General features: G+C 59.9%; 19 protein-coding genes, 1 tRNA gene and 1 pseudogene. 5 read left to right on the top strand and 16 right to left on the bottom strand.

Translation table 11 applies throughout. The annotated features are described in order from the left end of the window. The first annotated feature begins 37 nt into the window (after positions 1-37). Together CO731_RS03430 and CO731_RS03425 are read left to right on the top strand one after the other, a co-directional pair. A tRNA-Ile gene (locus CO731_RS03430) sits at positions 38-113 on the top strand. Positions 114-442: 329 nt separating this feature from the next. Next, on the top strand, positions 443-1,345 hold the full coding sequence (locus tag CO731_RS03425) for a hypothetical protein (RefSeq protein ID WP_108679407.1): 903 nt from the start codon (positions 443-445) through the stop codon (positions 1,343-1,345). Positions 1,346-1,404: 59 nt separating this feature from the next. On the opposite strand, the gene CO731_RS03420 is transcribed toward CO731_RS03425, so the two are convergent. The 16 genes and pseudogenes from CO731_RS03420 to CO731_RS03350 form a co-directional block, all read right to left on the bottom strand. Further along, positions 1,405-3,411 (bottom strand): ATP-binding protein, encoded by a 2,007-nt coding sequence (locus tag CO731_RS03420; RefSeq protein ID WP_108605963.1) that lies wholly within the window; start codon positions 3,409-3,411, stop codon positions 1,405-1,407. A 373-nt stretch (positions 3,412-3,784) separates the two neighbouring features. Next, positions 3,785-5,041 carry a hypothetical protein gene (locus CO731_RS03415; protein ID WP_199914551.1) on the bottom strand — a complete coding sequence of 419 codons (1,257 nt, stop codon included), beginning with the start codon at positions 5,039-5,041 and terminating at the stop codon, positions 3,785-3,787. 152 nt (positions 5,042-5,193) lie between these two features. After that, complete coding sequence (locus tag CO731_RS28960; RefSeq protein ID WP_199914658.1) at positions 5,194-5,373, bottom strand: hypothetical protein; 180 nt, start codon at positions 5,371-5,373, stop codon at positions 5,194-5,196. Next, complete coding sequence (locus CO731_RS03405) at positions 5,370-6,656, bottom strand: RelA/SpoT domain-containing protein (protein ID WP_159091545.1); 1,287 nt, start codon at positions 6,654-6,656, stop codon at positions 5,370-5,372. The genes CO731_RS28960 and CO731_RS03405 overlap by 4 nt, the downstream gene beginning before the upstream one ends. Before the next feature lie 259 nt (positions 6,657-6,915). Continuing rightward, positions 6,916-8,667, bottom strand: coding sequence for an ATP-binding protein (locus tag CO731_RS03400; protein ID WP_108605960.1), 1,752 nt, complete (start codon positions 8,665-8,667; stop codon positions 6,916-6,918). Then, positions 8,664-9,701 (bottom strand): SIR2 family protein, encoded by a 1,038-nt coding sequence (locus tag CO731_RS03395; RefSeq protein WP_108609604.1) that lies wholly within the window; start codon positions 9,699-9,701, stop codon positions 8,664-8,666. Before CO731_RS03395 ends, CO731_RS03400 begins: the two co-directional genes overlap by 4 nt. Positions 9,702-10,209: 508 nt before the next feature. Continuing rightward, entirely contained in the window at positions 10,210-10,440 is a 231-nt protein-coding gene (locus CO731_RS28565) for a hypothetical protein (RefSeq protein WP_159091544.1), read from the bottom strand. Next, positions 10,437-11,627, bottom strand: a pseudogene (locus CO731_RS03385) (IS91 family transposase). The gene CO731_RS28565 and the pseudogene CO731_RS03385 overlap by 4 nt, the downstream one beginning before the upstream one ends. Before the next feature lie 3 nt (positions 11,628-11,630). Continuing rightward, complete coding sequence (locus CO731_RS03380) at positions 11,631-12,536, bottom strand: site-specific integrase (protein ID WP_108605958.1); 906 nt, start codon at positions 12,534-12,536, stop codon at positions 11,631-11,633. 226 nt (positions 12,537-12,762) lie between these two features. Next, positions 12,763-13,035 (bottom strand): hypothetical protein, encoded by a 273-nt coding sequence (locus tag CO731_RS28560; protein ID WP_159091543.1) that lies wholly within the window; start codon positions 13,033-13,035, stop codon positions 12,763-12,765. Positions 13,036-13,151: 116 nt separating this feature from the next. Beyond that, positions 13,152-14,342 (bottom strand): arsenite efflux MFS transporter ArsK, encoded by a 1,191-nt coding sequence (gene arsK / locus CO731_RS03375; protein ID WP_108605957.1) that lies wholly within the window; start codon positions 14,340-14,342, stop codon positions 13,152-13,154. Further along, on the bottom strand, positions 14,339-15,043 hold the full coding sequence (arsH, locus tag CO731_RS03370) for an arsenical resistance protein ArsH (protein ID WP_108605956.1): 705 nt from the start codon (positions 15,041-15,043) through the stop codon (positions 14,339-14,341). The genes arsK and arsH overlap by 4 nt, the downstream gene beginning before the upstream one ends. Before the next feature lie 2 nt (positions 15,044-15,045). Beyond that, positions 15,046-15,459: an arsenate reductase (glutaredoxin) gene (gene arsC, locus CO731_RS03365; protein WP_108605955.1), complete on the bottom strand. Its 414-nt coding sequence runs from the start codon at positions 15,457-15,459 to the stop codon at positions 15,046-15,048. Then, on the bottom strand, positions 15,456-16,517 hold the full coding sequence (gene arsB, locus CO731_RS03360) for an ACR3 family arsenite efflux transporter (RefSeq protein WP_108605954.1): 1,062 nt from the start codon (positions 16,515-16,517) through the stop codon (positions 15,456-15,458). The genes arsC and arsB overlap by 4 nt, the downstream gene beginning before the upstream one ends. Positions 16,518-16,520: 3 nt before the next feature. Then, entirely contained in the window at positions 16,521-16,865 is a 345-nt protein-coding gene (locus CO731_RS03355; protein ID WP_108605953.1) for a metalloregulator ArsR/SmtB family transcription factor, read from the bottom strand. Between the two features lie 132 nt (positions 16,866-16,997). Further along, a complete protein-coding gene (locus CO731_RS03350) occupies positions 16,998-17,921 on the bottom strand; it encodes a LysR family transcriptional regulator (RefSeq protein WP_108605952.1) in 924 nt (307 codons plus the stop codon). Positions 17,922-18,021: 100 nt separating this feature from the next. On the opposite strand from CO731_RS03350, the gene CO731_RS03345 reads away from it, so the two are divergent. From CO731_RS03345 to catA, 3 genes are all read left to right on the top strand, one after another. Continuing rightward, positions 18,022-19,176, top strand: coding sequence for a muconate/chloromuconate family cycloisomerase (locus CO731_RS03345; RefSeq protein WP_108605951.1), 1,155 nt, complete (start codon positions 18,022-18,024; stop codon positions 19,174-19,176). Positions 19,177-19,180: 4 nt separating this feature from the next. Then, positions 19,181-19,471: a muconolactone Delta-isomerase gene (gene catC, locus CO731_RS03340; RefSeq protein WP_108605950.1), complete on the top strand. Its 291-nt coding sequence runs from the start codon at positions 19,181-19,183 to the stop codon at positions 19,469-19,471. A 95-nt stretch (positions 19,472-19,566) separates the two neighbouring features. Next, positions 19,567-20,493: a catechol 1,2-dioxygenase gene (catA, locus tag CO731_RS03335; RefSeq protein WP_108605949.1), complete on the top strand. Its 927-nt coding sequence runs from the start codon at positions 19,567-19,569 to the stop codon at positions 20,491-20,493. The last annotated feature ends 14 nt before the right edge of the window (positions 20,494-20,507 follow it).

Here is a 20,507-nt window from a genome sequence, read left to right as displayed (position 1 = left end):
TGTACCGCCTCGAAAAACTTAATATCCCAGCCGGCGTGGGCCTGTAGCTCAATGGTTAGAGCCGGCGGCTCATAACCGCTTGGTTGGGGGTTCGAGTCCCTCCGGGCCCACCATCCCATTCTTGTGTAGGAACAAATCTGCCTGCCTCGAGGCATCTCTGCCGTCAGCCGGCTCTCGACATCAAGTACACCCAGCAGCGATGTGCCGATCAGCCGGACTCAAGACAGATAGGGGCCGGGGACAGACCGTCGGCTTTTGCCGTCTGAGCTTGGAAAGTGGACATCGGCTGCCAACCCCAATTCGAACTTTGACTGGGTCGATTCCGCTCCTATCGGCTGTCGCCGAAGGTGCGGCTACGATGGTCATCGGATTCCACGGGACTTCCAGTAAAAGCCAGACTGGATTACATGAATACAGGGTTGCATGCAGGATGGGTTGCAAGATGCTGGAAGGCAAGAAGTTTGACGTCGAGCATGCACTAACCCTTTATGCGCTCAGCTACGTCACCCTACCGGCCGAAGCACTCTATGATCGCGAGCGCCGCGACGAATTTGCTGAAGTTACGAAGAAATGCCACATCTACGTTGTGGGTTTCGTGCCAAAGATGGATCTGGTGAATATTACACTCGAAGGCCGAGATCTTCGGATGTCCTTCAATGTTTTGGGCAAGCCGTACGATTTGGCGTGGTTAATGGACCAAGGGGTGTCGCTCGTTTGGAAGGACGAGCAATGGTTCTTGTCGAAAGATGGCAGACTTGCAAGCCCACCCCCGTTGGACCTATGCACAGCAAAGCTTAACAAGAAATTCGGAACTGGAAATTTCCTAGTTAAGTATATCGGGCAGGCTTATGGCAAAGATGGATCACGCAATGCACTCCATCGTTTGATGAAGCATGAGAAATTACAAGAGATCGCTATAAAAGGTGTTCCAGACGGCTACAGATTCCAGGTGCTCATGCTGGCTATTGCGCCTGTCAACCAAGTCGTTACGGTTTTCAACCCACGTGCTGAGGATGGCTCTCAAGGCGAGAATCGCATTCGTAACGGGCTCGACAAGCTATTTGGAACAACGGAAAAGGAACGCGTTGCCCTGTATGAGGCTTCCCTCATTCGTTACTTTCTGCCGACCTTTAATCGCGAATTTTCGGACAGCTTCCCGTCGACGAACCTCAAAATCTTACAAGACTGTTACGATAAGGATTTTTCCGGCGTCAGTGCGGAGATCAACTTCGATGACTTTCCGTTCTCGCTCTACTCAGAGTCAGTATCTGCCAAGGAGAAACACTTGGCATACTTCGACCTTCATGAGGATCAGGCACGCAAGGTCTTTTTCGCCGATGTATAGTCCGGCGCAGCCAAGCGATGCCTAAGTTCCGGCGTTAATCAAACCGCATCGATGATTGTTCAGCTGATGCCCAGCTTGCTGAAGAATACCTTGTTCCGCATTTCCGCGTCGCGAAGGAGCTTCGTCCAGCTGATGACTTCCATGTAGAGGTTGTTGTTGCCGAACCAGCGGAACCATCCCAGCCCGTCCGGCATGGGTGTGAACTCCTTCTCGGAATGAAGCCATTTCCTGACTTTGGCGGTCAGGTCGCACACGACGTATCCGTAGAACGGAGTCGTGTCGTTCACGAGGATGTCGCGCCCGGTCGGCGTCTTGAATTTCCCCTCCCTGATCTGGTTGACGTAACGCACAATCTGCTGCACCGGGTCTTCCTTTGAAGACGGGTCCGCAAAATTGTCTCTTTGGGGTTTCTTGAACTCGAAGATGGTGATGGGATTGCTGGATTCGTTTTCGCCGCGAAACGCGACGCGCCTGTTGTAAACTGTTATGTCCGTCCGGTCCCCGTTCGGTTTGTTCAGTGGTTTATCGGACGAAACATACGATGAAAAATTCAGCCTCTCGTCTAGAATCCAGAGGTTGTGCGCATCGTAATCGAGGTCTTCTGAATCTTTCTTACGCTGCATGATGATGTCGTGAACATCGCCCTCCGACTTGTGCTTCCCATCGGTGTCGATTTCCAATGACTTAGAAAACAAATCGAGTACACATTTGCGCATCGAGACGTAATGTATGAGGTCGTTCTTACTAGTCTCCGATATGCTCTCCATAAGCTGCGTGATTTTTTCGTGCAACTCGCTGGGATTATCCGATCTCAGGACGGCCGCGACCTGAAGGCGCGTCGTCACCTCCTTCTCGTATTTCTTCCTTTGAAGGTGCAACTCGATGTCCTGGTTTGATGGCCGCATGGGCAGCGCGCTGAAATCCACCTTGTTCGCGAGGTTCCGGTGCCAGGGAGCGTCGGACGAAACGTAGTCCGCGATCCGTGCTTCCTTGCGGCGCCTTCTTTCGGCAATCTCGGACCCCACGGCGGATTGCGCGATCTCGGCGGCCTTTTGTTCGATGTCGCTTTGTGAAATCCCGTTGAGCAGATCCGCATCGGTCTGAAAACGAAACTCGCCGCGCTCCAGCGACACATTGTCGTTGAGGTAGTCCCCGAATACGTAGGCCTTGATAACGAAATTGCGGCCCTTGGACAGGTCTCCGTCCAGACCCGGCTCGTAAAACTCCTCGCCGAACTCGGGGATATAGGATTGCAGCGGGTTGTCGGTTACCTCGCGGCGATGAGCGACGAGGCTGACTTTACTCTTGGCCGTCCTTGGCGAATAGAACTTGAAGACTCGGACCTGAAATGCCTTCTCATCCTCGTTGGTCTTGAGTGAGAACGTTCCGTTATCGATCTTCATCTCGACAATTTGGCTGCTGTCCTTGCCCAGATAGTCATTCAGCGACAGCGTCCCGGAAGCTTCCTTTGCCTCGCGAATTACGACGGAGGGACAGGCTCGATCCTTGTCAACGAAGTATGGAAGAAGCCGCTCTACCACCACGCGGCTGATGGTTTCGAGCCGCTTGTCCGGAAACTTTACCGACTTGATGCCGGAAATCTCGATTACAGTCCCTGTCTCCTTGGCGCTTGACCCGGCAATCTTTTCGTCAACGATGATGTCCTTGTCGAGGCCCATCCTGAACGAACGATCCTGAAAGCCGCTGCCGTTCTGAAACGTGCTCGATACCTTCACCCGGTCGAAGTACTTAAGGCAGGTGAACCGTCCGAAACCCTTGCCGCCATCGGCGATCTTTTGCTCGGTATAGAGCGTATCGAACGAGTCCCGATTCACCTTTGTGAATCCGATGCCGTTGTCCTGGACCACGAACCCGTCAACGTCTTCCAAGCGGTCGATGATATCCGCCTGTCCGTTCCGCAGGACCTCGATCTGAACAAGGCCGTCCCCGGCGTCTTTTTCGTCAATCGCCTGAATCGCGTTGACAACCAGTTCGACCAACGGCGTGTAGACATTGGTCCCCGAGCGAATGTTATCGACCAGCCTTTTGACATTGACGTTGCTCATGCCGTTATACCGAGTAGCGAGAGGGCACGAAAGAATGGTCGTGGCTTCCAGCTGTTTGCGACGGCGCGCTGGCTATTTCGCAACTCACGATTCAGCTTGGTTCGCATGCCAGCATCATTCCTCAAAGCCCGGGGTGTAACTATGGATACACATTTGCCTGGCGGAGGTCGCTCAGCAAAGCAATAACCGACCGAAGCCATCGCAACTGTTTTCAAACCGCTGCTATTTGGCTACAAACCCGCATTCAATCCAGGCACCTACGATGTCCGGTTTTGTAGAAGAAATTCACTGTGGTAATAACTGAAAGGAGCGCATTATTATCTCGTTCGACTTCGGCTGAAAAGCCAAAATCCCTTGATGTTCGAGCCTGAAATCAGTGATCCGGATCGCTTGTCCTCACCTGCTCCACCCAATCCAACACCCCAGCGAACACCTCGTCTTTCACGCTAATCCAGCCGCTCGACTGCACACGCTCGACCAGCGTTTCTAGCGCTCGGACAAATTCGGTTTCTGATCTGAAGCGATGCGTGAAAGCATGGAACGAATTATAGTCCATCACCATACCACCGCCGTTCAACCCCGAGAGCTTTCTGCAAGCGGCCGCGTAGGCTTCGCCCTCGTCGTCAAACAGCTCTTTCACGATCGCGAGTCCGATAACCCGGCGCTTCCCCAGGGAGACGTCCACGTCGTTGTCGCCGACAACCAACTTCGCCGTTGTCTGGCGCTTGAGATAGCGAGAAGCGCCATTGATCTGCCGTATCGCGTTATCGATCTGGCTATGTGTGGAGCGCCGTTTCCGCTCGAGTGTGCGAGTGATGCCAGCTTCGCTAGTCGGGCTATCCTTGGCTTGAATGAGGATCGCCAATTTGTCCGTCAAGACGAGGTGGTCCAGGATTTCCTTGAAGGTGTCCTTGCGCCTCGGGTTCATCATGATCTGCTTCGGCTCGAAAGCACGCAGCAGGCAAGCCGAAATGTCTCGCTCCTGATGATAGCCAGGATCGGTTCTGGTGAGGGTATCGTGGCGGTATCCTGAGCTGCCTTGATAGCCGTTCACTTCCGGTGTCATGTCGAGGACGAAAATATCTTGAGGCGAGAGTTCCTCCTTGAACACCGCCTGGATTGCGCACTCGTCGTCTTCTTGAGTTCGGCTCCCAAACCAATCGTTCAACACGCCATGGATGCTCTTCACCGTCTCCGGATGGTATCCAAGCAAATGAATATCCTCGTCGCCGATCAGGCAGCTACCATTATCCTCCAGGACCGTCCTGAAGCTCATCCACTCGTAATTGTGCTCATCAAAGAAGTAGATGTCGACTTCGTCATACTTAAGGATTTCAACGATACCTCGGGAGAAATCGTCGTCACACAAAAGCGGAGTTCTGATAGTCAACGGCTCGTCATCATCATCGAAAAACGCCGTGATGAGCGACGTGGTGATGACTGTCGAGGATGGAAGCGCGGGTACATAGAACGAAAAGAGCCCCTTCATCTTGGCAGCCAAGATCGCCTCTTTCTGCGTCTTGATCACCAGTGAAAGTAGTTCGTCATCGGGCAAGCGAATCGGCATCAAACCGCCTGCAAATTCGGCGATAAGCAACTTCACTTCTGGATGGAGAACGGTCAACCGCAACAGTTACCCCTTATCATCTCGATACCTGCAGATAGTAACACGAACGTCAGCTTACGAGTTGATGGCAATTTTCTCGTATGACTGATCTCGTATGACTGAAATGGGGCGCCTTGCAGTTCGCGGCCCCACCTTGACTGTGGAGCCGCTCTTGGTCAGACCTCGGTCGCCTCGGCTAGCTCCAACGCATCCTTCACATCAACGCCGAGATACCGCACAGTGTTCTCGATCTGGCCCGCGTCGGCCAACATCTCAAGATTCTCTCTGGCGCGGATTGACGGCGCGCGTCGCAGCGTCGGAATGCCCGGCTCGGCTGAACGCCCTTCTCGTTTCAATCATCCTTCGCCAACTGCGCTGCACAATGAGAGCAAAGACCAGAATTATCTATATCCCCCGTGTCGACTCCCGAGTTCATGATGGCCGCTTGGAGCCGTTCGACGGCGTCGAGTTCCGGCTCACCCGCAAGCCCGTAGTGGGTCGCGGCCGCCTCCGCGAAGCTGTACGGGTCGAGTATAGGCGCGCCGCACGCAGCGCACGTGACGACAACATCCAGGGCATCGGCAAGAGAAGCCACGTCCGCCTCGCCGCGCGGGTCATCGATCCCGTCAATCAGCTCGTCCACGGTCGACGGCAATTCGGCCTGCATCTCACGCCGCGCGATGTTTTCGATCTCCGCGAATTCCTGCTTGGCGCGCTCGCGAACAAAGGCCAGGCCCGCAGTGTCGCCGCGCGCCAGAGTATGCAGTCCGGCCAGCATGAGGGTTTCGGAGTCGATCGGGACGGAAAGGATTGCGCGGTAGGCTTCGCCCAGCTTGCCGCGAAACTCCGCGCGCTTCAGCATTCTTGGAAGCTTCGTCAGCGCGGTCACGCCAAGTTCGCTGCAGGCTTCCTCAGCAAGCGAGAGAGCGTAGGCCGGCGGGGCGCGACCAAAGACATCCTTGAAGATGAAGGATAATCCTTCGGCCGTCACGCGATCGAGCCGCGGTTGATGTTCCGGAGGCTCGGTGACATCCTGTACCCTGGCCCTGATCTCACCGGCAATCTCCTCGGCGGTTGCCAGCAGGCGCGACAGATCCTTCGCGCGTGCCAGCAGATCGGGCGGCAGGCCAGCCTGCTTGTAGAGATCGGCGTGTGAGATTTCGGCCCATGCATCCTGAAGGCGCGACCGAATTTGCACCTCGCAGGGGATCATCTCGCGGTTGAGACTCTCGCCAGCATCCAGACGAAAGTTGAGGTGAAGCGCCCGGTAGCCCTGGTTGGTGGGCTTCGCGATATAGTCCTGGCGCTCGGCTTGGCCGGACTCAACGGGCAGATTTTCGCGAAGTAGCGCCTCAAAACGATAGACATCCTCAACATTGTTGCAGACAACACGCCCGCCGACGAGATCGGGGCATTGCGTCAACGCCTGCTCCGGCGTCCATCCTTGGCGGATGGCTTTACGCTTCAGGCTTGCGAGTGCCTTGGGACGCACGTCGTCGAACTCGGCGCGGACCAAGCGCCGGTCCTCGATCTGGCCGAGAACGGTCACCAGCAGCGACTTGAGCTGGCCGACCGCACGATCGAGCGCGGGTCGCCTTTGCTCATAAGCGTCATCAAGTCCCTGCTTTGCACCGGTCACACACTGCCCCGTCCATGCGATGTCGGGCGTGTCGCTAGGCACTAGCTCTTCCCTTCTACCATTGCATGCTGAATGGCATGCGCAATCGTTGCAGTATCACGACGTCACAGAAGGCCACCATTGGACGCGCGCACTCTTGACAAGAGGCAGCGACGATGCGGTGCCCGATGTTTGACGCCCGCCTCATTGTTGAGGAGATCCACCTTTGTCTCATTATCCGTTAGAATCATTGCGCTCCCCAATGTGCACTCGGCGAGCTTTAGCCGCCGTTACGCGATTGCCCCCGCAAGCACTCGATTGCGATTGCAATCTCTATTTCACTAGGCTTGGTTGATCCCCACTCCGACCAGAAAGCTCGCGTCGCACTATCCGGTGCAACTTTGGGTATGTCGAGCTTGATCCGCGTCGGTAGCAAAACAGCATCACCCAACAACAACGCCTCGCCGGTATCGAGCAGCGGCAAGATACTTGTCAGTCCTGCCAGCGAGTCCGGCATCAGGCGCTTGATGACACCTTGATCTGTTTCATTCGTCAGGCGCAAGGCGAGGAAATTATTACACTGGCTGAGAATAGTTCGGCTGACATCCGAAGGGCGCTGGCTCACGACGAGCAGGGAGAAGCCATACTTCCGGCCTTCCTTGGCGATCCGCTCGAACGACCCAAGGGCTTGGCGCTGGACCGCATCGGCGTCATCACGAACCGGAAGATAAAGATGCGCCTCGTCGCACAGCAGTGTAACTGGAGTTCGGGTTTTCCCGCTCATCCAGAACTGGACGTCATAGAGTAGCCTAGCCAGCGTCCCTGTCACGACGGGGAGTACATCGGCGGGCACTTCAGAAAAATCGATAACCTTTATGCCAGTGTTGTCGCCCGATCGCAGAAGTTTGAGCAGCTGTGCTGCAAGCCAGTCGTATTTCATTGCAGCAGGCGGTGGTGCGAACATAAAGCCGTAACGACGATCATCCAGCTTCGCTTCGAGGCGAGATAGGAACCGTGTCAGCTTATCTTCCCATTCGCCCTTCACCGGACCGGTCTTGCCAAGCCCTTTTGTCGTATTGTCGGTGCTCAGAAGGCCCACCAAATGTCTTACGTCGTAGGGTATAGGTGAATCGACTGTGTATGTTTTCTTGATGTCCGCCTTACCCTCTGCGTCGAGCGTCTGTCCTTTTAAGGAGCGGACATGCAGGGTGAATCGTGACGCCTGATTGGGCGCGTTCTGGTCGCTCCGATCAAGGATCATCGATAGCATTTCATCGCGGTTGAGCAACCAATATGGCAGGAACAACGTGTCGTCGCCCGGATTCTCCAGATCGCCGGGGCCAGCAATACGGAAACGCGTGGCAAATCCTCCGGCCGCTTTATCAGCCAAGGGGGCGTATTCGCCATGCATGTCGAACACGATAATATTCGGAAACTTTAGTTTGGCAGCCCGTTCGAGTATCAGCGCAACCGCCCAGCTTTTACCAGATCCGGTGCTTCCGAGGATCGCCGCGTGCCGTTGAAAGAACTTGTCGCCACTGGCGATCGCGTCGGCCGTGCGATCCGCCACGAACGTACCGAGCTTAAGTCTTTCATCTGCGGAGAAACCTGCTCCCAGGATGCCCATGAAGCGCTGGAGGTTTCCACCTTCGATGACGAAGCAGGCCCGGTCGATCTGTGGAAAACTATCGGCACCGCGTTTGAACGTATTTCGCCGATCCCCTTCCACCGTTCTGAACGTGCCGACCAATACGCCTTGAATCAAATCGGTCGGCACTGCTGCCAACAGTGCCCCATCAGCACCTTCATCGTCAGGGCCGGGTAGCCCCTCCCTGGTGCTGCGCGTGACGCGCTCGGTCATGGCGATGAGGTATTCGCGCTCTGTCGCGCCGCGAATGGCGACGAGCTGCCCAATGCCAATCCGCGTGAGTAGAACGGAGTTGGTCACATCGATTGCGACGCGGCTGGTGTCAACCGACCCAACGCGCCCGATCCTATCCTCTTCGGCAAACTGGAGAGCGGCTTCAGTCATGGTTCAAGCACCTCGGCAACGAATGAGCCTAGATCCCACAGATCCAGACCGGGAAAGAAAGTCTCGACGCCGGCGACAAAGACGCCGGAGCCGGAAGCGCCACCTTGTTCGGCGCGCTGAATTGCGATGACATTGCGGCACTCGTTGACAAGCTTCGCCGCGTTATTCGAAAGTCCATAGGTCAACAGGTGCGTGGGCACGCCACTGCGGATGCGAGGCGTAAGGTGCGTTTCCAGATGGTCGTCGTTGAAGCCATAGCCGATCACGAGAAACCGGCTGGCGCGGTCGATGGCTGAATTTGCGCGCTCCCGATGGCGGTCGAACGGGCTTTCATAGCCGTTACGGAACTTGTTCAACCCAGGAGTTATGATGAGGCGCGGTAGATCAAGGTCGCCGCTATAGCGGACGGGCTTTCCGTCACGGTGATACCAATCAAGACTTCCATGCGGCTTAAAGACGTTGGCGCGGGGGCGATAGCGATACTGCGCTCTTCCGGCCTTCAACGTCACTTCCCGGCAGAAGCTCAATCGGCTTTCGTACTCATTCAACTCACCTGCGAAATGGCCGACGAACAATGTATCAACGCCGAGGCCTGCTTCCTCCACAGCGACCTCAATCAGACGATCATAGTTCGTCGTGATGACCGGAAGCCCGCCGTACGGCTTCAACAACTGCTTGACGAGCCGGGTAAAACGCAGTGTCCGTGTCCGCGAAAAAACCTCGGCAACGATTTGGCGCTCCCGGATAGCGATCAGTTCTGCCGTGCGAGCGACAATCGTGGTTTCCAGTCCTGGTGTGGGAGGCACCTCCAGGAGGGCCGCCTCAAGGCCCTTTGTTAACAGGAGCGGCGAGATTGCTCTCCATCGATCTACGTCAGCTGCCGCCAAGCCGGTTGTCACCGTTGCATCGAGATGAGTGGCCAACTCGCCCATACCCGGAAGCCCTTCAGCGCATGACAGACCAGAGCCAGCAATCGTCACTAGGCCGTCTGTCAGATGCTGCTGCAGTAACAGTTTAACATCGTGGATATCCAACTGCTTCCTCTTGGTAGTCTTTTCGGGGAACGAATCGATCAATGTGCCTGAATATTAACTATTAATCGACGTCGACTAAATCACTGCGATATAATAAAAATGGCGGTTGGGTAGCACCGTTCTCAAGTTTGACGCTTTCGCGCATCTTGATCCGGTCTTTTTGACCGGCCTCCGCTTCGCTCTGATCGGGCCGGTGCTTGGAGACTCTGCCCGCTGGCGCGGCACAAGAGCGGACAGACGGTATCCCAGCCTACTCGTGCTGTGCGCCTCCGTCATGACTTCGATCCGCTTGTGTAGGCCGGGCGATCTCCTTCCACCCGTCCGCCGGACCGGTCGGGATTCGAACGCATACGGCGAAATTATCGGATGGCATTCAGACAAGTATAGGCAATGTCCGCTTTATGAGACCGTCGAAAGCAGCCTTAACGGCTGACATGGTGAAGGGTTTCGGGTGCCGGCAGGCGTACGAAAGCCTCTCATGCAGGAACCGGCGGTCCACAGTCGATGTCTATGGAGATTTCGATTTTCGGCTGATGTCGGCGATGGCGAGACCGTTTCGGGGAAGCGCCGTGATCGAGATGAGCGGACCGCTCCGTGAAGTTTGCGCGCGGCTTTCCAGGCTCGGCGTGCAGTCGGACACATTCCTGTCAGTGTCGATGATCACCATGTGCGCAGGCAGAGCCGCTACCGGAGACTGAGTGCCCGCGGTTTGAAGGTTGAGCATGCCATGCCAGGTCATGGACGGTTCTCCCGGTTCGCCGTGGTGCCTGGCGGTGCGCGCGGTTGCTTCCATCGTTCGAACACCTCGATGACGATCATGCGTCCGCCGCAGCACGAGCATGACGGGCGGAAGTCGTCCGGTTCGTCCTTGGCACCGTCATCGGGAGGTGGGGCAACGCAAAGCAGTTCGCGGGCGCGTGCGATGCTGTTCTTCCGGGCGGAGCCGGCGAGTAGGCCGTAATGACGGATGCGATGGAAGCCGCGCGGCAGAACATGGAGCAGGAAGCGGCGGATGAACTCGTCGGCCGCGAGCGTCATGACCTGCCGCCGGTCGGCGCCGTTGCGACGGTAGTCCTTGTAGCGGAAGGTGACGTGGCTCTGGTCGAAGGCGATCAGCCGACTGTTCGAGATCGCGACCCGGTGCGTGTAGCGCGACAGGTAGGCGAGGACCGCCTCTGGCCCGGCGAACGGCGCCTTGGCGTAGACAACCCAGCGCTTCTTCCGGATGGGAGCCAGGTGGTGCAGCAAGGCCCGCCGTTCGGCGAGGTGCGCCATCGATCCAAAGAAGGCGAGCCGCCCCGCCTCGTGCAGCGTGACCAGGCGGGTCAGGAAGAGCCGTCGGAACTGCTTGCCGAGCACGCGCACCGGGAGCAGGAAGGCCGGGCGCGACGAGATCCAGCGGCTCCCGTCCGGCGCGATGCCGCCGCCCGGCACGATCATGTGGACATGCGGGTGGTGGGTCATCGCCGAGCCCCAAGTGTGGAGCACAGCGGTTATGCCGATGCGCGCGCCGAGGTGCCTCGGATCGGCCGCGATCGTCAGCATGGTCTCCGATGCCGCCTTGAACAGCAGGTCGTAGACCAGCGCCTTGTTCTGGTTGGCGATGTCGGCGACCTCGGCGGGCAGAGTGAACACGACATGGAAGTAGCCGACCGGCAGTAGGTCGCCCTCCCGCTCGGCAAGCTAGGCGCGCGCGGCCGCGCCCTGGCACTTCGGACAGTGCCGGTTGCGGCAGCTATTGTAAGCGATCCGCCACTGGCCGCAGTCCTCGCAGGCTTCGACATGACCGCCAAGAGCTGCGGTGCGGCAGTGCTCGATCGCCGACATGACCTTGAGCTGGGTGAGGCTCAGGTGTCCGGCATGAGCGGCCCGGTAGGCAGTACCGGCGGCACGGAAGATGTCGGCGACCTCCAGGTCGGCGCGCACGGATCAGCCGGGCGGCGTCCTGCTTTCCATCAGCGCCATGAGCCGGTCGAGTGGCCCGGCGACCGCGTGGATCGTCCGGGTCGAGACCTTGGTGTAGAGCGCGGTCGTATCGAGCATGCTATGGCCGAGCAGCACCTGGATGACGCGGATGTCGACGTCTTGTTCGAGCAGATGGGTGGCGAAGCTGTGCCGCAGCGTGTGCGGGCTGACGTGCTTGCGGATGCCGGCGACTTCGGCTGCCTCCTGAACCGCGCGATGCAGTTGTCGCGAAGAGATCGGATCGGTGCAGCTGCGCCCCGGGAACAGCCAGGCATGCGGGAGCATCACCCCGCGCCGCTTGCCTTCGCGCCACCACAGCCGCAGCAGTTCCAGCAGCTGCGGCGAGAGCATGGCGTTGCGATCCTTGCGACCCTTGCCCTGCTCAACGCGGATCAGCATGCGCGTGCTGTCGATGTCGTCGACCTTGAGATGAGCGACCTCAGACACACGAAGACCAGCGCCATAAGCGGCGCCGAGCGCGGCCTTGTATTTGATGCCTGGTGCTGCTTCGAGCAGCCGCGCCGCTTCCTCCACGCTCAGCACGTCGGGTAGCTTGCGCTGATACCGGGTTATCACCAGCGCCCGCGCCAGATCCCGCCGCTTCAGCGTCACCAGAAACAGGAACCGCAGTGCGGAGACCCCACCGTTGATCGTCGCAGGGCCGACGCCGTTCTCATGCTGATGCAGCTGGAAGCGGCGGATATCCTCGGACGTTGCGGAATCCGGAGAGCGTCGGAGGAAGACTGCGAAGCGCCGGACGTGACGAACGTAGTCCTGCTGGGTATGGGAGCCCAGGCCGCGCATGAGCATGTCTTGCTGCATGCGCTGGCGAAGCGGCGTGGTCGGTGCATTGGTCAACAGGGTATCCATGGCGAGTTCCTCTCATTGAAGGGAACTCCATGGTCAGACCGCAGCTTCTACCCGCTCAAGGCCAATGCCTGTCACGTCATCTCAGAACGAGGCGACTCTCCCGCGAAGCGGGTTAGTGCATGAGGGCGCAAGCTGCCGACAGAATCTATAGCGCCATCTCTGGTTATCGATCGTTCCGCTCCCCTCTCTGGCCGGCAAATGAGGTGGCTCTTAGGTCGCCGTAGCGTCACTGACCGTCGTAGGTTTGGAGCTGTCGAGTTTCGCTGCCCAGCGTTGCCGCATTTCCCTGGTCGCTTACGTCCCGTTCTCCCGTTCCCTGTTCCTGATAAGTTTTTCCCTGCTCTAGAATATAGCGAATCTGGGCGCAAAGCTCTGCAATTGCTCGATATTTCCAGCCGATCCGATTGGTCGCATCCCTGAAACAGTCGATTTTCCCTGAAAGTAGGGGGCTATCAGGGAATTGCTTGGCCGAGACTAGTTCGCTCGATACTGGTTCCACCACCAAATCACCTTCGTCAAATCTGCTATTTCTGAAAGATCGGCTCCTGGCTTGGCCGGGCCTTGAGCGGAATCGGCGAACTTCAGTTCGCTGACCCTGGCGCGTCCGCATGGGCTTCAGGTGCCGTTTCGGGCCAAGCGGTTGACCGCCAGAAGCGTGAGGGCGGCACTTCCGCCCAATCCGACCACGAGCGACAGCGACCAGGTGATGCCGATGTTGGCCATCCCGAAGGCCAGCGCAAACGGTGCCAGCGCCGAAACGATCAGGCGTGCTGATGTGACGCGTCCCTGGAGCCGGCCATAGCCTTCGCTTCCGAACAGCATCAGCGGCAAGGTGCCGGAGACGATACTGAACAGCCCGTTGCCCAGGCCGAACAGGACGGCAAATGCCATGGCTCCGACGACGCTCGGGGCGGTCAGTACCAGCACCGCGACGGCGCATGGCATGAGCGCCGCTGCGATCAACGCCAGCATCACCGGCGACAGGTTGCGGCCGTACATCATGTTGGTCAGGCGGCTCAGCACCTGGGACGGGCCGAACAGCGTTCCAACGACAGCGGCCGAAGCGCCAAGGCCCAAGCCTGAAAGCAGCGGGACCATGTGGACCAGGACGGCTGCGCCGACCAGGGACTGCAGGGCGAAGGCCGTCACCATCAGGGCGAAGCCCAACGGGCGTGCCGACGCTGCGAGTTGGCCGACGATGGGCGCAGGCAACTGTGAGGCCTTCCGCCGGCTTTGCGCCAGCCCATGCGACAGCCAGGCATGCAGAGGCAGGCAGACAACAAGATTGAGGCCGGCGAAGATCAGGTAGACGTGCTGCCATGGCATCATGGCATGCAATGCGTCGGTCATCGGCCAGAAGATCGTGGAAGCAAAGCCTCCGATCAGGGTCAAGTAGGTGATGCTGCGCTGCGCGGCTTGAGGCCGGATCTGGACCAGCAGCGCGAAAGCCGCGCCGTACTGCACCAGGTTGGCAGCGATCTCGACGGCGATCAGGGCAAGGACGAAGGCGGTCTTGGTCGGCGCCATGGCGCATGCGACGAGGCCGGCGGCGGCCAGTCCGGAGCCGAGCGTCATCAGCCGCCCGGCGCCGTAGCGGTCGATCCATGATCCCAGCCAGGGAGCCACGAGGCCGCCGGCCAGCAGGGCGGCCGACAGAGCCCCAAAGACCCATTCCGCGGACCAGTCCAGATCTTTCGCCATGTCGCCGGCGAGGATACTGAAGGCGTAGTAGAGCGTTCCGTAGCCGATGATTTGCGTGATGCCGAGGGCGGCAATTGCTGCGATCGGCGCACGCTCGGCTGTCATAGCGATTTCAGTCGCACGCGCTTTTCAAGCTTGGCGGCATGCTCTTTGCGCTCGCTGTAGCGATCGGTCAGATGTCCGGAGATGCCGCGCGTAAGCAAGGTAAACTTCATCAGTTCTTCCATGACATCGACGACCCGGTCGTAGAAAGATGAAGGCTTCATTCTTCCGCTTTCATCGAACTCCTGCCACACCTTGGCGACCGATGACTGGTTGGGGATGGTGACCATCCGCATCCAGCGTCCGAGGATTCGCATCTGGTTCACGGCGTTGAAGGACTGCGAACCGCCAGAAACCTGCATGACAGCCAGGGTCCTGCCCTGCGTCGGACGGATGGCCCCGCCCGGCAAGGGAATCCAGTCGATCTGCGCCTTCATGACCGCGCTCATGGCGCCATGCCGCTCGGGGCTGGTCCATACCTGGCCCTCCGACCAGAGCATCGCTTCGCGCAGTTCCTGCACCTTGGGATGCTCGGCCGAGGCGTCTTCCGGCAATGGCAGGCCGTTCGGATGATAGACGCGCGTCTCAGCCCCCATCGCATCGAGCAGCCGCTGGGCCTCGAGCGTCAGGAAGCGGCTGTAGGACCGCTCGCGGAGCGAGCCGTAGAGCAACAGGATACGCGGCTTGTGGGCCGGGAAGGCTGCGTTCAGCGCTCCCGGGTCGGGCATGCGGAACGCGTCCGGCTGAAGATTGGGCAAGTCCATGTTCACAGGAGCTTTCGATCGTAGCTCACCACTTCGCCGTCCTCCTTGGTGTAGGACGCCACCGGGTTGTCGAGCAGGTCGAGCACCGCTTCGGATGGACGGCACAGGCGTGTCCCGCGCGGTGTCTCAACGATCGGCCGGTTGATCAGAATCGGGTGGGCGAGCATGAAGTCGAGGATCTGGTCATCGCTCCACGTGGGATCCGACAGCCCGAGTTCGCCGTAGGGCGTTCCCTTTTGCCGCAACAGGTCGCGGGGAGGCATCTTCATCGCGCCGAGAAGCTCGACCAGCCGATCGCGCGACGGCGGGTCCTTGAGGTATTCGATGACGACGGGCTCCTCGCCGCTGGCCCGGATCAATGCGAGCGTATTTCGGGACGTGCCGCAGGCGGGGTTGTGATAGATCGTGATGGTCATCGGGCGCTCCCGGTTTCGATTGATGTCTTGGTCTCGATGCCGCGCTCGTACCAGCCCTTTGAGCGGTTCACGATCCAGACGACGGACAGCATCACCGGAACCTCGACCAGCACGCCGACGACGGTTGCGAGCGCTGCGCCCGAGCTGAATCCGAACAGGCTGATGGCGGCAGCCACGGCCAGTTCGAAGAAATTGGAAGCACCGATCAGTGCCGACGGTCCGGCAACGCAGTGCTGTTCGCCGGAAATGCGGTTCAGCAGATAGGCAAGTCCGGAGTTGAAATAGACCTGGATCAGGATGGGCACGGCGAGCATCGCAATGACCAGCGGCTGCGCGATGATCTGCTCGCCCTGGAAGCCGAACAGCAGCACCAGCGTGGCCAAAAGCGCGACCAGCGACATCGGCTGCACAATCTTGAGCAGGCCGTCGAGCGCTGCCTGTCCGCCACGAGCCAGCAGGCCGCGCCGAACGACCTGGGCGATGAGCACGGGAATGACGATGTAGAGGACGACCGACAGGACGAGCGTGTCCCATGGAACAGTGATGGCGGACAGGCCGAGCAGCAGGCCGACGATCGGCGCGAAGGCAACGACCATGATCGCATCGTTCAATGCGACCTGCGAGAGCGTGAAGTGCGGCTCGCCCTTCGTCAGGTTCGACCAGACGAACACCATGGCCGTGCAAGGCGCTGCGGCAAGGATGATCAGGCCCGCAATGTACGAGTCGATCTGATCTGCCGGCAGATGCGGCCTAAACAGCCAGCCGATGAACAACCACCCCAGGAGCGCCATGGAAAACGGCTTCACGGCCCAGTTGATGAACAGCGTCACGCCGATGCCGCGCCAGTGCCGGCCGACCTCATGCAATGCCGCGAAATCGATCTTGAGCAGCATCGGGATGATCATCAGCCAGATCAGTACGGCCACCGGGATGTTGACCTTGGCGATCTCGGCGGCGCCGATCCCCTGGAACAAGCCGGGCAGGAAATGGCCGAGGGCAACGCCCACGACAATGCAAAGTGCGACCCACAGGGTCAGGTAGCGTTCGAATATGGACATCGGTCAGGCCTTCAACGGAGTGCCGCAGGCCGCGGCGGTGATGACGGGCGCGCAGATTTCCGGACGGCCGGAACAGCAGTCCTCCATCAGGAACCGGATGATGCCCCTGATCGCATCGTACTCGGCGTTGTAGATCATCGACCGGGAATCCCTGCGTGCGGCGACCAGGCCTGCCCGCTCCAGTTCCTTGAGATGGAAGCTGACGTTGGAGGCCGAAACGTCGGCCTTGTCGGCAATGGTGCCGGCCGCCATGCCATCGGGACCTGCGACAACCAGCATGCGCAAGATGCGCAGCCTGGTCTCCTGCGACAGGGCTCCGAAGGCGGCCAGGGCTTGGTGCTCTTCCATATTTCAATAATCCTAGAAGTATCGAAATGATGAGTAGCCGACCCGAATATTCCTGACAAGGCAAAATGTTCGATTTCGTCACGGAAGCCCTGCGACCTGCCTGGCCTTCTGCCTGGCAGCGAGTTTTCCAGGCTACCAGGTAATGTTCGACAGCTGCAGCCAGGGCGGGTTGTCGGCGTACATTTCCCGGATCAGTTCCTTGATCGCCTCTATCCGTCCGGAATTGTCGTTGCGCCGATAGCTCATGATCACCGGCGAGGTTGCCTTTTCATCGGACAAGATGCGGTAGCAGACATCGTCGGGGCGCTGGCGCTGCGAGGCCGCCGGAACGATGCACAAGCCCGCGGCCGCTGCCACCAGGCCAAGCGCGGTCTGTATCTCGCGAACCTCCTCGACGATGCCGGGTTCGACATTGAGCTCGGCAAACAGGCCGAGCACTTCGTCGGCGAAGCTTGGTCGCGGTTTGGAGGGATAGATCACCAAGGTCTCGCCCTCTATGTCCTTGAGGGCGATCGGCGAGGTCGAGAGCGATTTGGGGTGGTTTTTCGGGAAGGCGACGACCAGCCGCTCCTCGCGCAGCGTGATCCGTTCGACATCCGGGTCGCTGAGCCGCACGCGACCGAAGCCGAGATCGATGCGCCCGTCCTTGAGGGCGGCGATCTGCTCGACCGACATCATCTCGCGGAACTCGATGCCGAGCTCCGGCCAGCGGACCCGCATGCGGCGGACGAGGTCGGGGATGCCGCTGTAGAGCGTCGAGCCGACGCATCCGATGATGAAGATCTCGCGCCGCGACAGCGCGATGCGGCGCGTCTGCTCGCGAATGTGCTCCATCCGCGTGATCATCTGGCTCGCCTGCTCGTAGAAGAAGCGGCCAGCCTCGGTCAGCGCCAGCGGCCGGCTGGACCGGTCGATCAGTAGGGCGCCCAGGCTCTCTTCGAGTTGCTGGATCTGCCGGCTGAGCGGCGGTTGCGCGATATGCAGCACCTCCGCAGCCCTTGAGAAATTGCGCTCGCGTGCGACGGCGACGAAGTAGCGAAGCTGGCGCATGTCCATGGCACTATACCTTCTAGGTATCGATATCGACCGAGATAGTCTTGGACTGTTTGTCGGCTCAAAGCTAGCGTTTGCCATAGGAAGTTCGGAGGAAAGTTCCGTGAATTCTGGCATCCGCATCATCGAAATCGATACCATTCTGCTTGATGTGCCAACCATCCGGCCGCACGCGCTGTCGATGGTGACGATGAGCGGGCAGACGATGATGGTCGTCAGGCTGCGCTGCTCCGACGAGGTCTCGGGACTGGGCGAAGGCACCACGATCGGCGGTCTCGCCTATGGCGCCGAAAGCCCCGAAAGCATGAAGCTTGCAATCGACCAGTACATCGCGCCGCTGCTCATCGGCGCCGACGCGACGCGCGTCGCGCTTGCCATGGACAAGGTCAATGCGGCGGTGAAGGGCAACCACTTCGCCAAATGCGCGGTCGAAACCGCCCTTCTGGACGCACAGGCACGCCGCCTTGGCCTGCCGCTCTCGGAACTGCTCGGCGGTTCCAGGCGTGACAGCCTGCCGGTGGCCTGGACACTGGCTTCGGGCGATACCGCCAAGGATATCGAAGAGGCCCAGCGCATGCTGGAGGCCCGCCGCCACAGGGATTTCAAGCTGAAGATCGGCAAGCGACCGGTTGATCAGGACGTTGCGCATGTGGCGGCGATCCGCAAGGCGCTGCCTGATTTCGCCAGTGTCCGCGTCGACGTCAACATGGCCTGGCGTGAACGCGAGGCGGCCCATGGCATTGCGGCATTGGCCGACGCCGGCTGCGTGCTGGTCGAGCAGCCTGTCGCCGGCGTCGAGCCGCTCGCCCGGCTGCAGGCGAAGTCCCGCATCGCGCTGATGGCCGACGAGATACTGACCGGACCCGAAAGCGCGCTGGCCGCGGCATCGAAGCACGCCGGCGACGTGTTCTCGGTCAAGATCGAGCAGGCCGGCGGCCTGTTCGCCGCATCGAAGGTGATCGCGGTGGCCGAAGCGGCAGGTATCGCCGTCTATGGCGGCACGATGCTTGAAGGACCGATCGGCACGATCGCCGCAGCACACCTGTTTGCCGGGGTTCGCAGTCTCGACTGGGGCACCGAATTGTTCGGCCCGCTGCTGCTGACCGAGGAACTGCTGACCGAGCCGCTCGGCTACGCCGACTTCGAGCTCAAGGTTCCCACCGGGCCTGGCCTGGGAATCGAATTGGATGACGCGGCGGTGAGCCGCTTCCGTCGCGACCGGGCCGGTGCGCCCGCGTCCCTGCGCGTGGTGAGGTGAGTTCATGCTGTTTCATGTCGAAATGACCGTCAAGCTGCCGCACGATCTGCCCAAGGACGAAGCCGACCGGCTGAAGGCGACTGAGAAGGCGCAGGCCCAGGAACTGCAACGCAGCGGCAAGTGGCGCCATCTTTGGCGCGTCGCCGGGCGCTACGCCAATGTCAGCGTCTTCGACGTCAGCGGGCCGGGCGAACTGCACGAAATCCTGTCCGGGCTGCCGCTGTTTCCGTTCATGCAGATCGAAGTGAAGGCGCTTTGCCGGCATCCGTCGGCGATCGCCGACGACGACGCATAGGCGCCGACAGGGGCTCCCTTCCGCGCAGGTAGAGCGGGAGCAAGGGAGCGAGTTTAGTTAACGCGCAGCAATGCGAGCCAGAAAGGGAGGTTCCCATGTCCAGCAAGCTTATCGAAAAGTCCGTCATCGACGATCTCGCCAGCCGTGCCAGCGGCCTTGACCAGGCGGGCGGCGACCAGCGCCTGAAGACCATCGCCAACCGGCTGCTCGGCGACCTGTTCACCGCCATCGACGATCTCGACATCAGCATGAACGAGGTCTGGAGTGCCGTCGCCTATCTCGGCCAGGCGGCGCGTAACAATGAACTCGGCCTGATCGCCCCGGGCATCGGCCTCGAGCATTTCCTCGACCTGCGCCTCGACGAGGCCGAGCGCCGCGCAGGCCTCGCCGGCGGCACCGCCCGCACCATCGAAGGACCGCTCTACATTGCCGGCGCACCGCTCTCCAAGGGCACTGCGCGGCTCGACGACGGCTCCGACAAGGGCGAGGTCGTGTTCATGCAGGGCCAGGTCCGCGACCAGAATGGCAAGCCTGTCGCCGACGCCATCGTCGACGTCTGGCACGCCAACACGCTGGGCAACTATTCGCATTTCGACCCGCAGCAGCAGGCCTACAACCTGCGCCGCCGCATCCAGACCGACGCCGAGGGGCGCTACAGCTTCCGCTCGATCATGCCGAGCGGCTATGCCACGCCTCCGGGCGGCTCGACCGAGCAGCTGATGTTCGCCTTCGGCCGCCATGGCCACCGCCCGGCGCACATCCACTTCTTCGTCTCGGCGCCCGGCTACCGCCACCTGACGACGCAGATCAACATCGAAGGCGACGAATACCTGTTCGAGGATTTCGCTTTCGGCACCCGCAACGACCTCATCCCCCCGGTCGCCCGCATCAGCGATCCGAAGGTGCTGGCCGAACGCCAGGTGCAGGAGCCTTTCGCCTCGATCGACTTCGACTTCGTGCTCATGCCTGAAGTGGAAGGCGTGACGGACACCGTGGTCGAGCGCGAACGCGTCAGCGCCTGATGTCGGATCGGGTG

The sequence above is a fragment of the Aminobacter sp. MSH1 genome (assembly GCF_003071665.1).
Classification (GTDB): Bacteria; Pseudomonadota; Alphaproteobacteria; order Rhizobiales; family Rhizobiaceae; genus Aminobacter; species Aminobacter niigataensis.
This window is presented reverse-complemented; position numbering and strand designations above follow the sequence as displayed.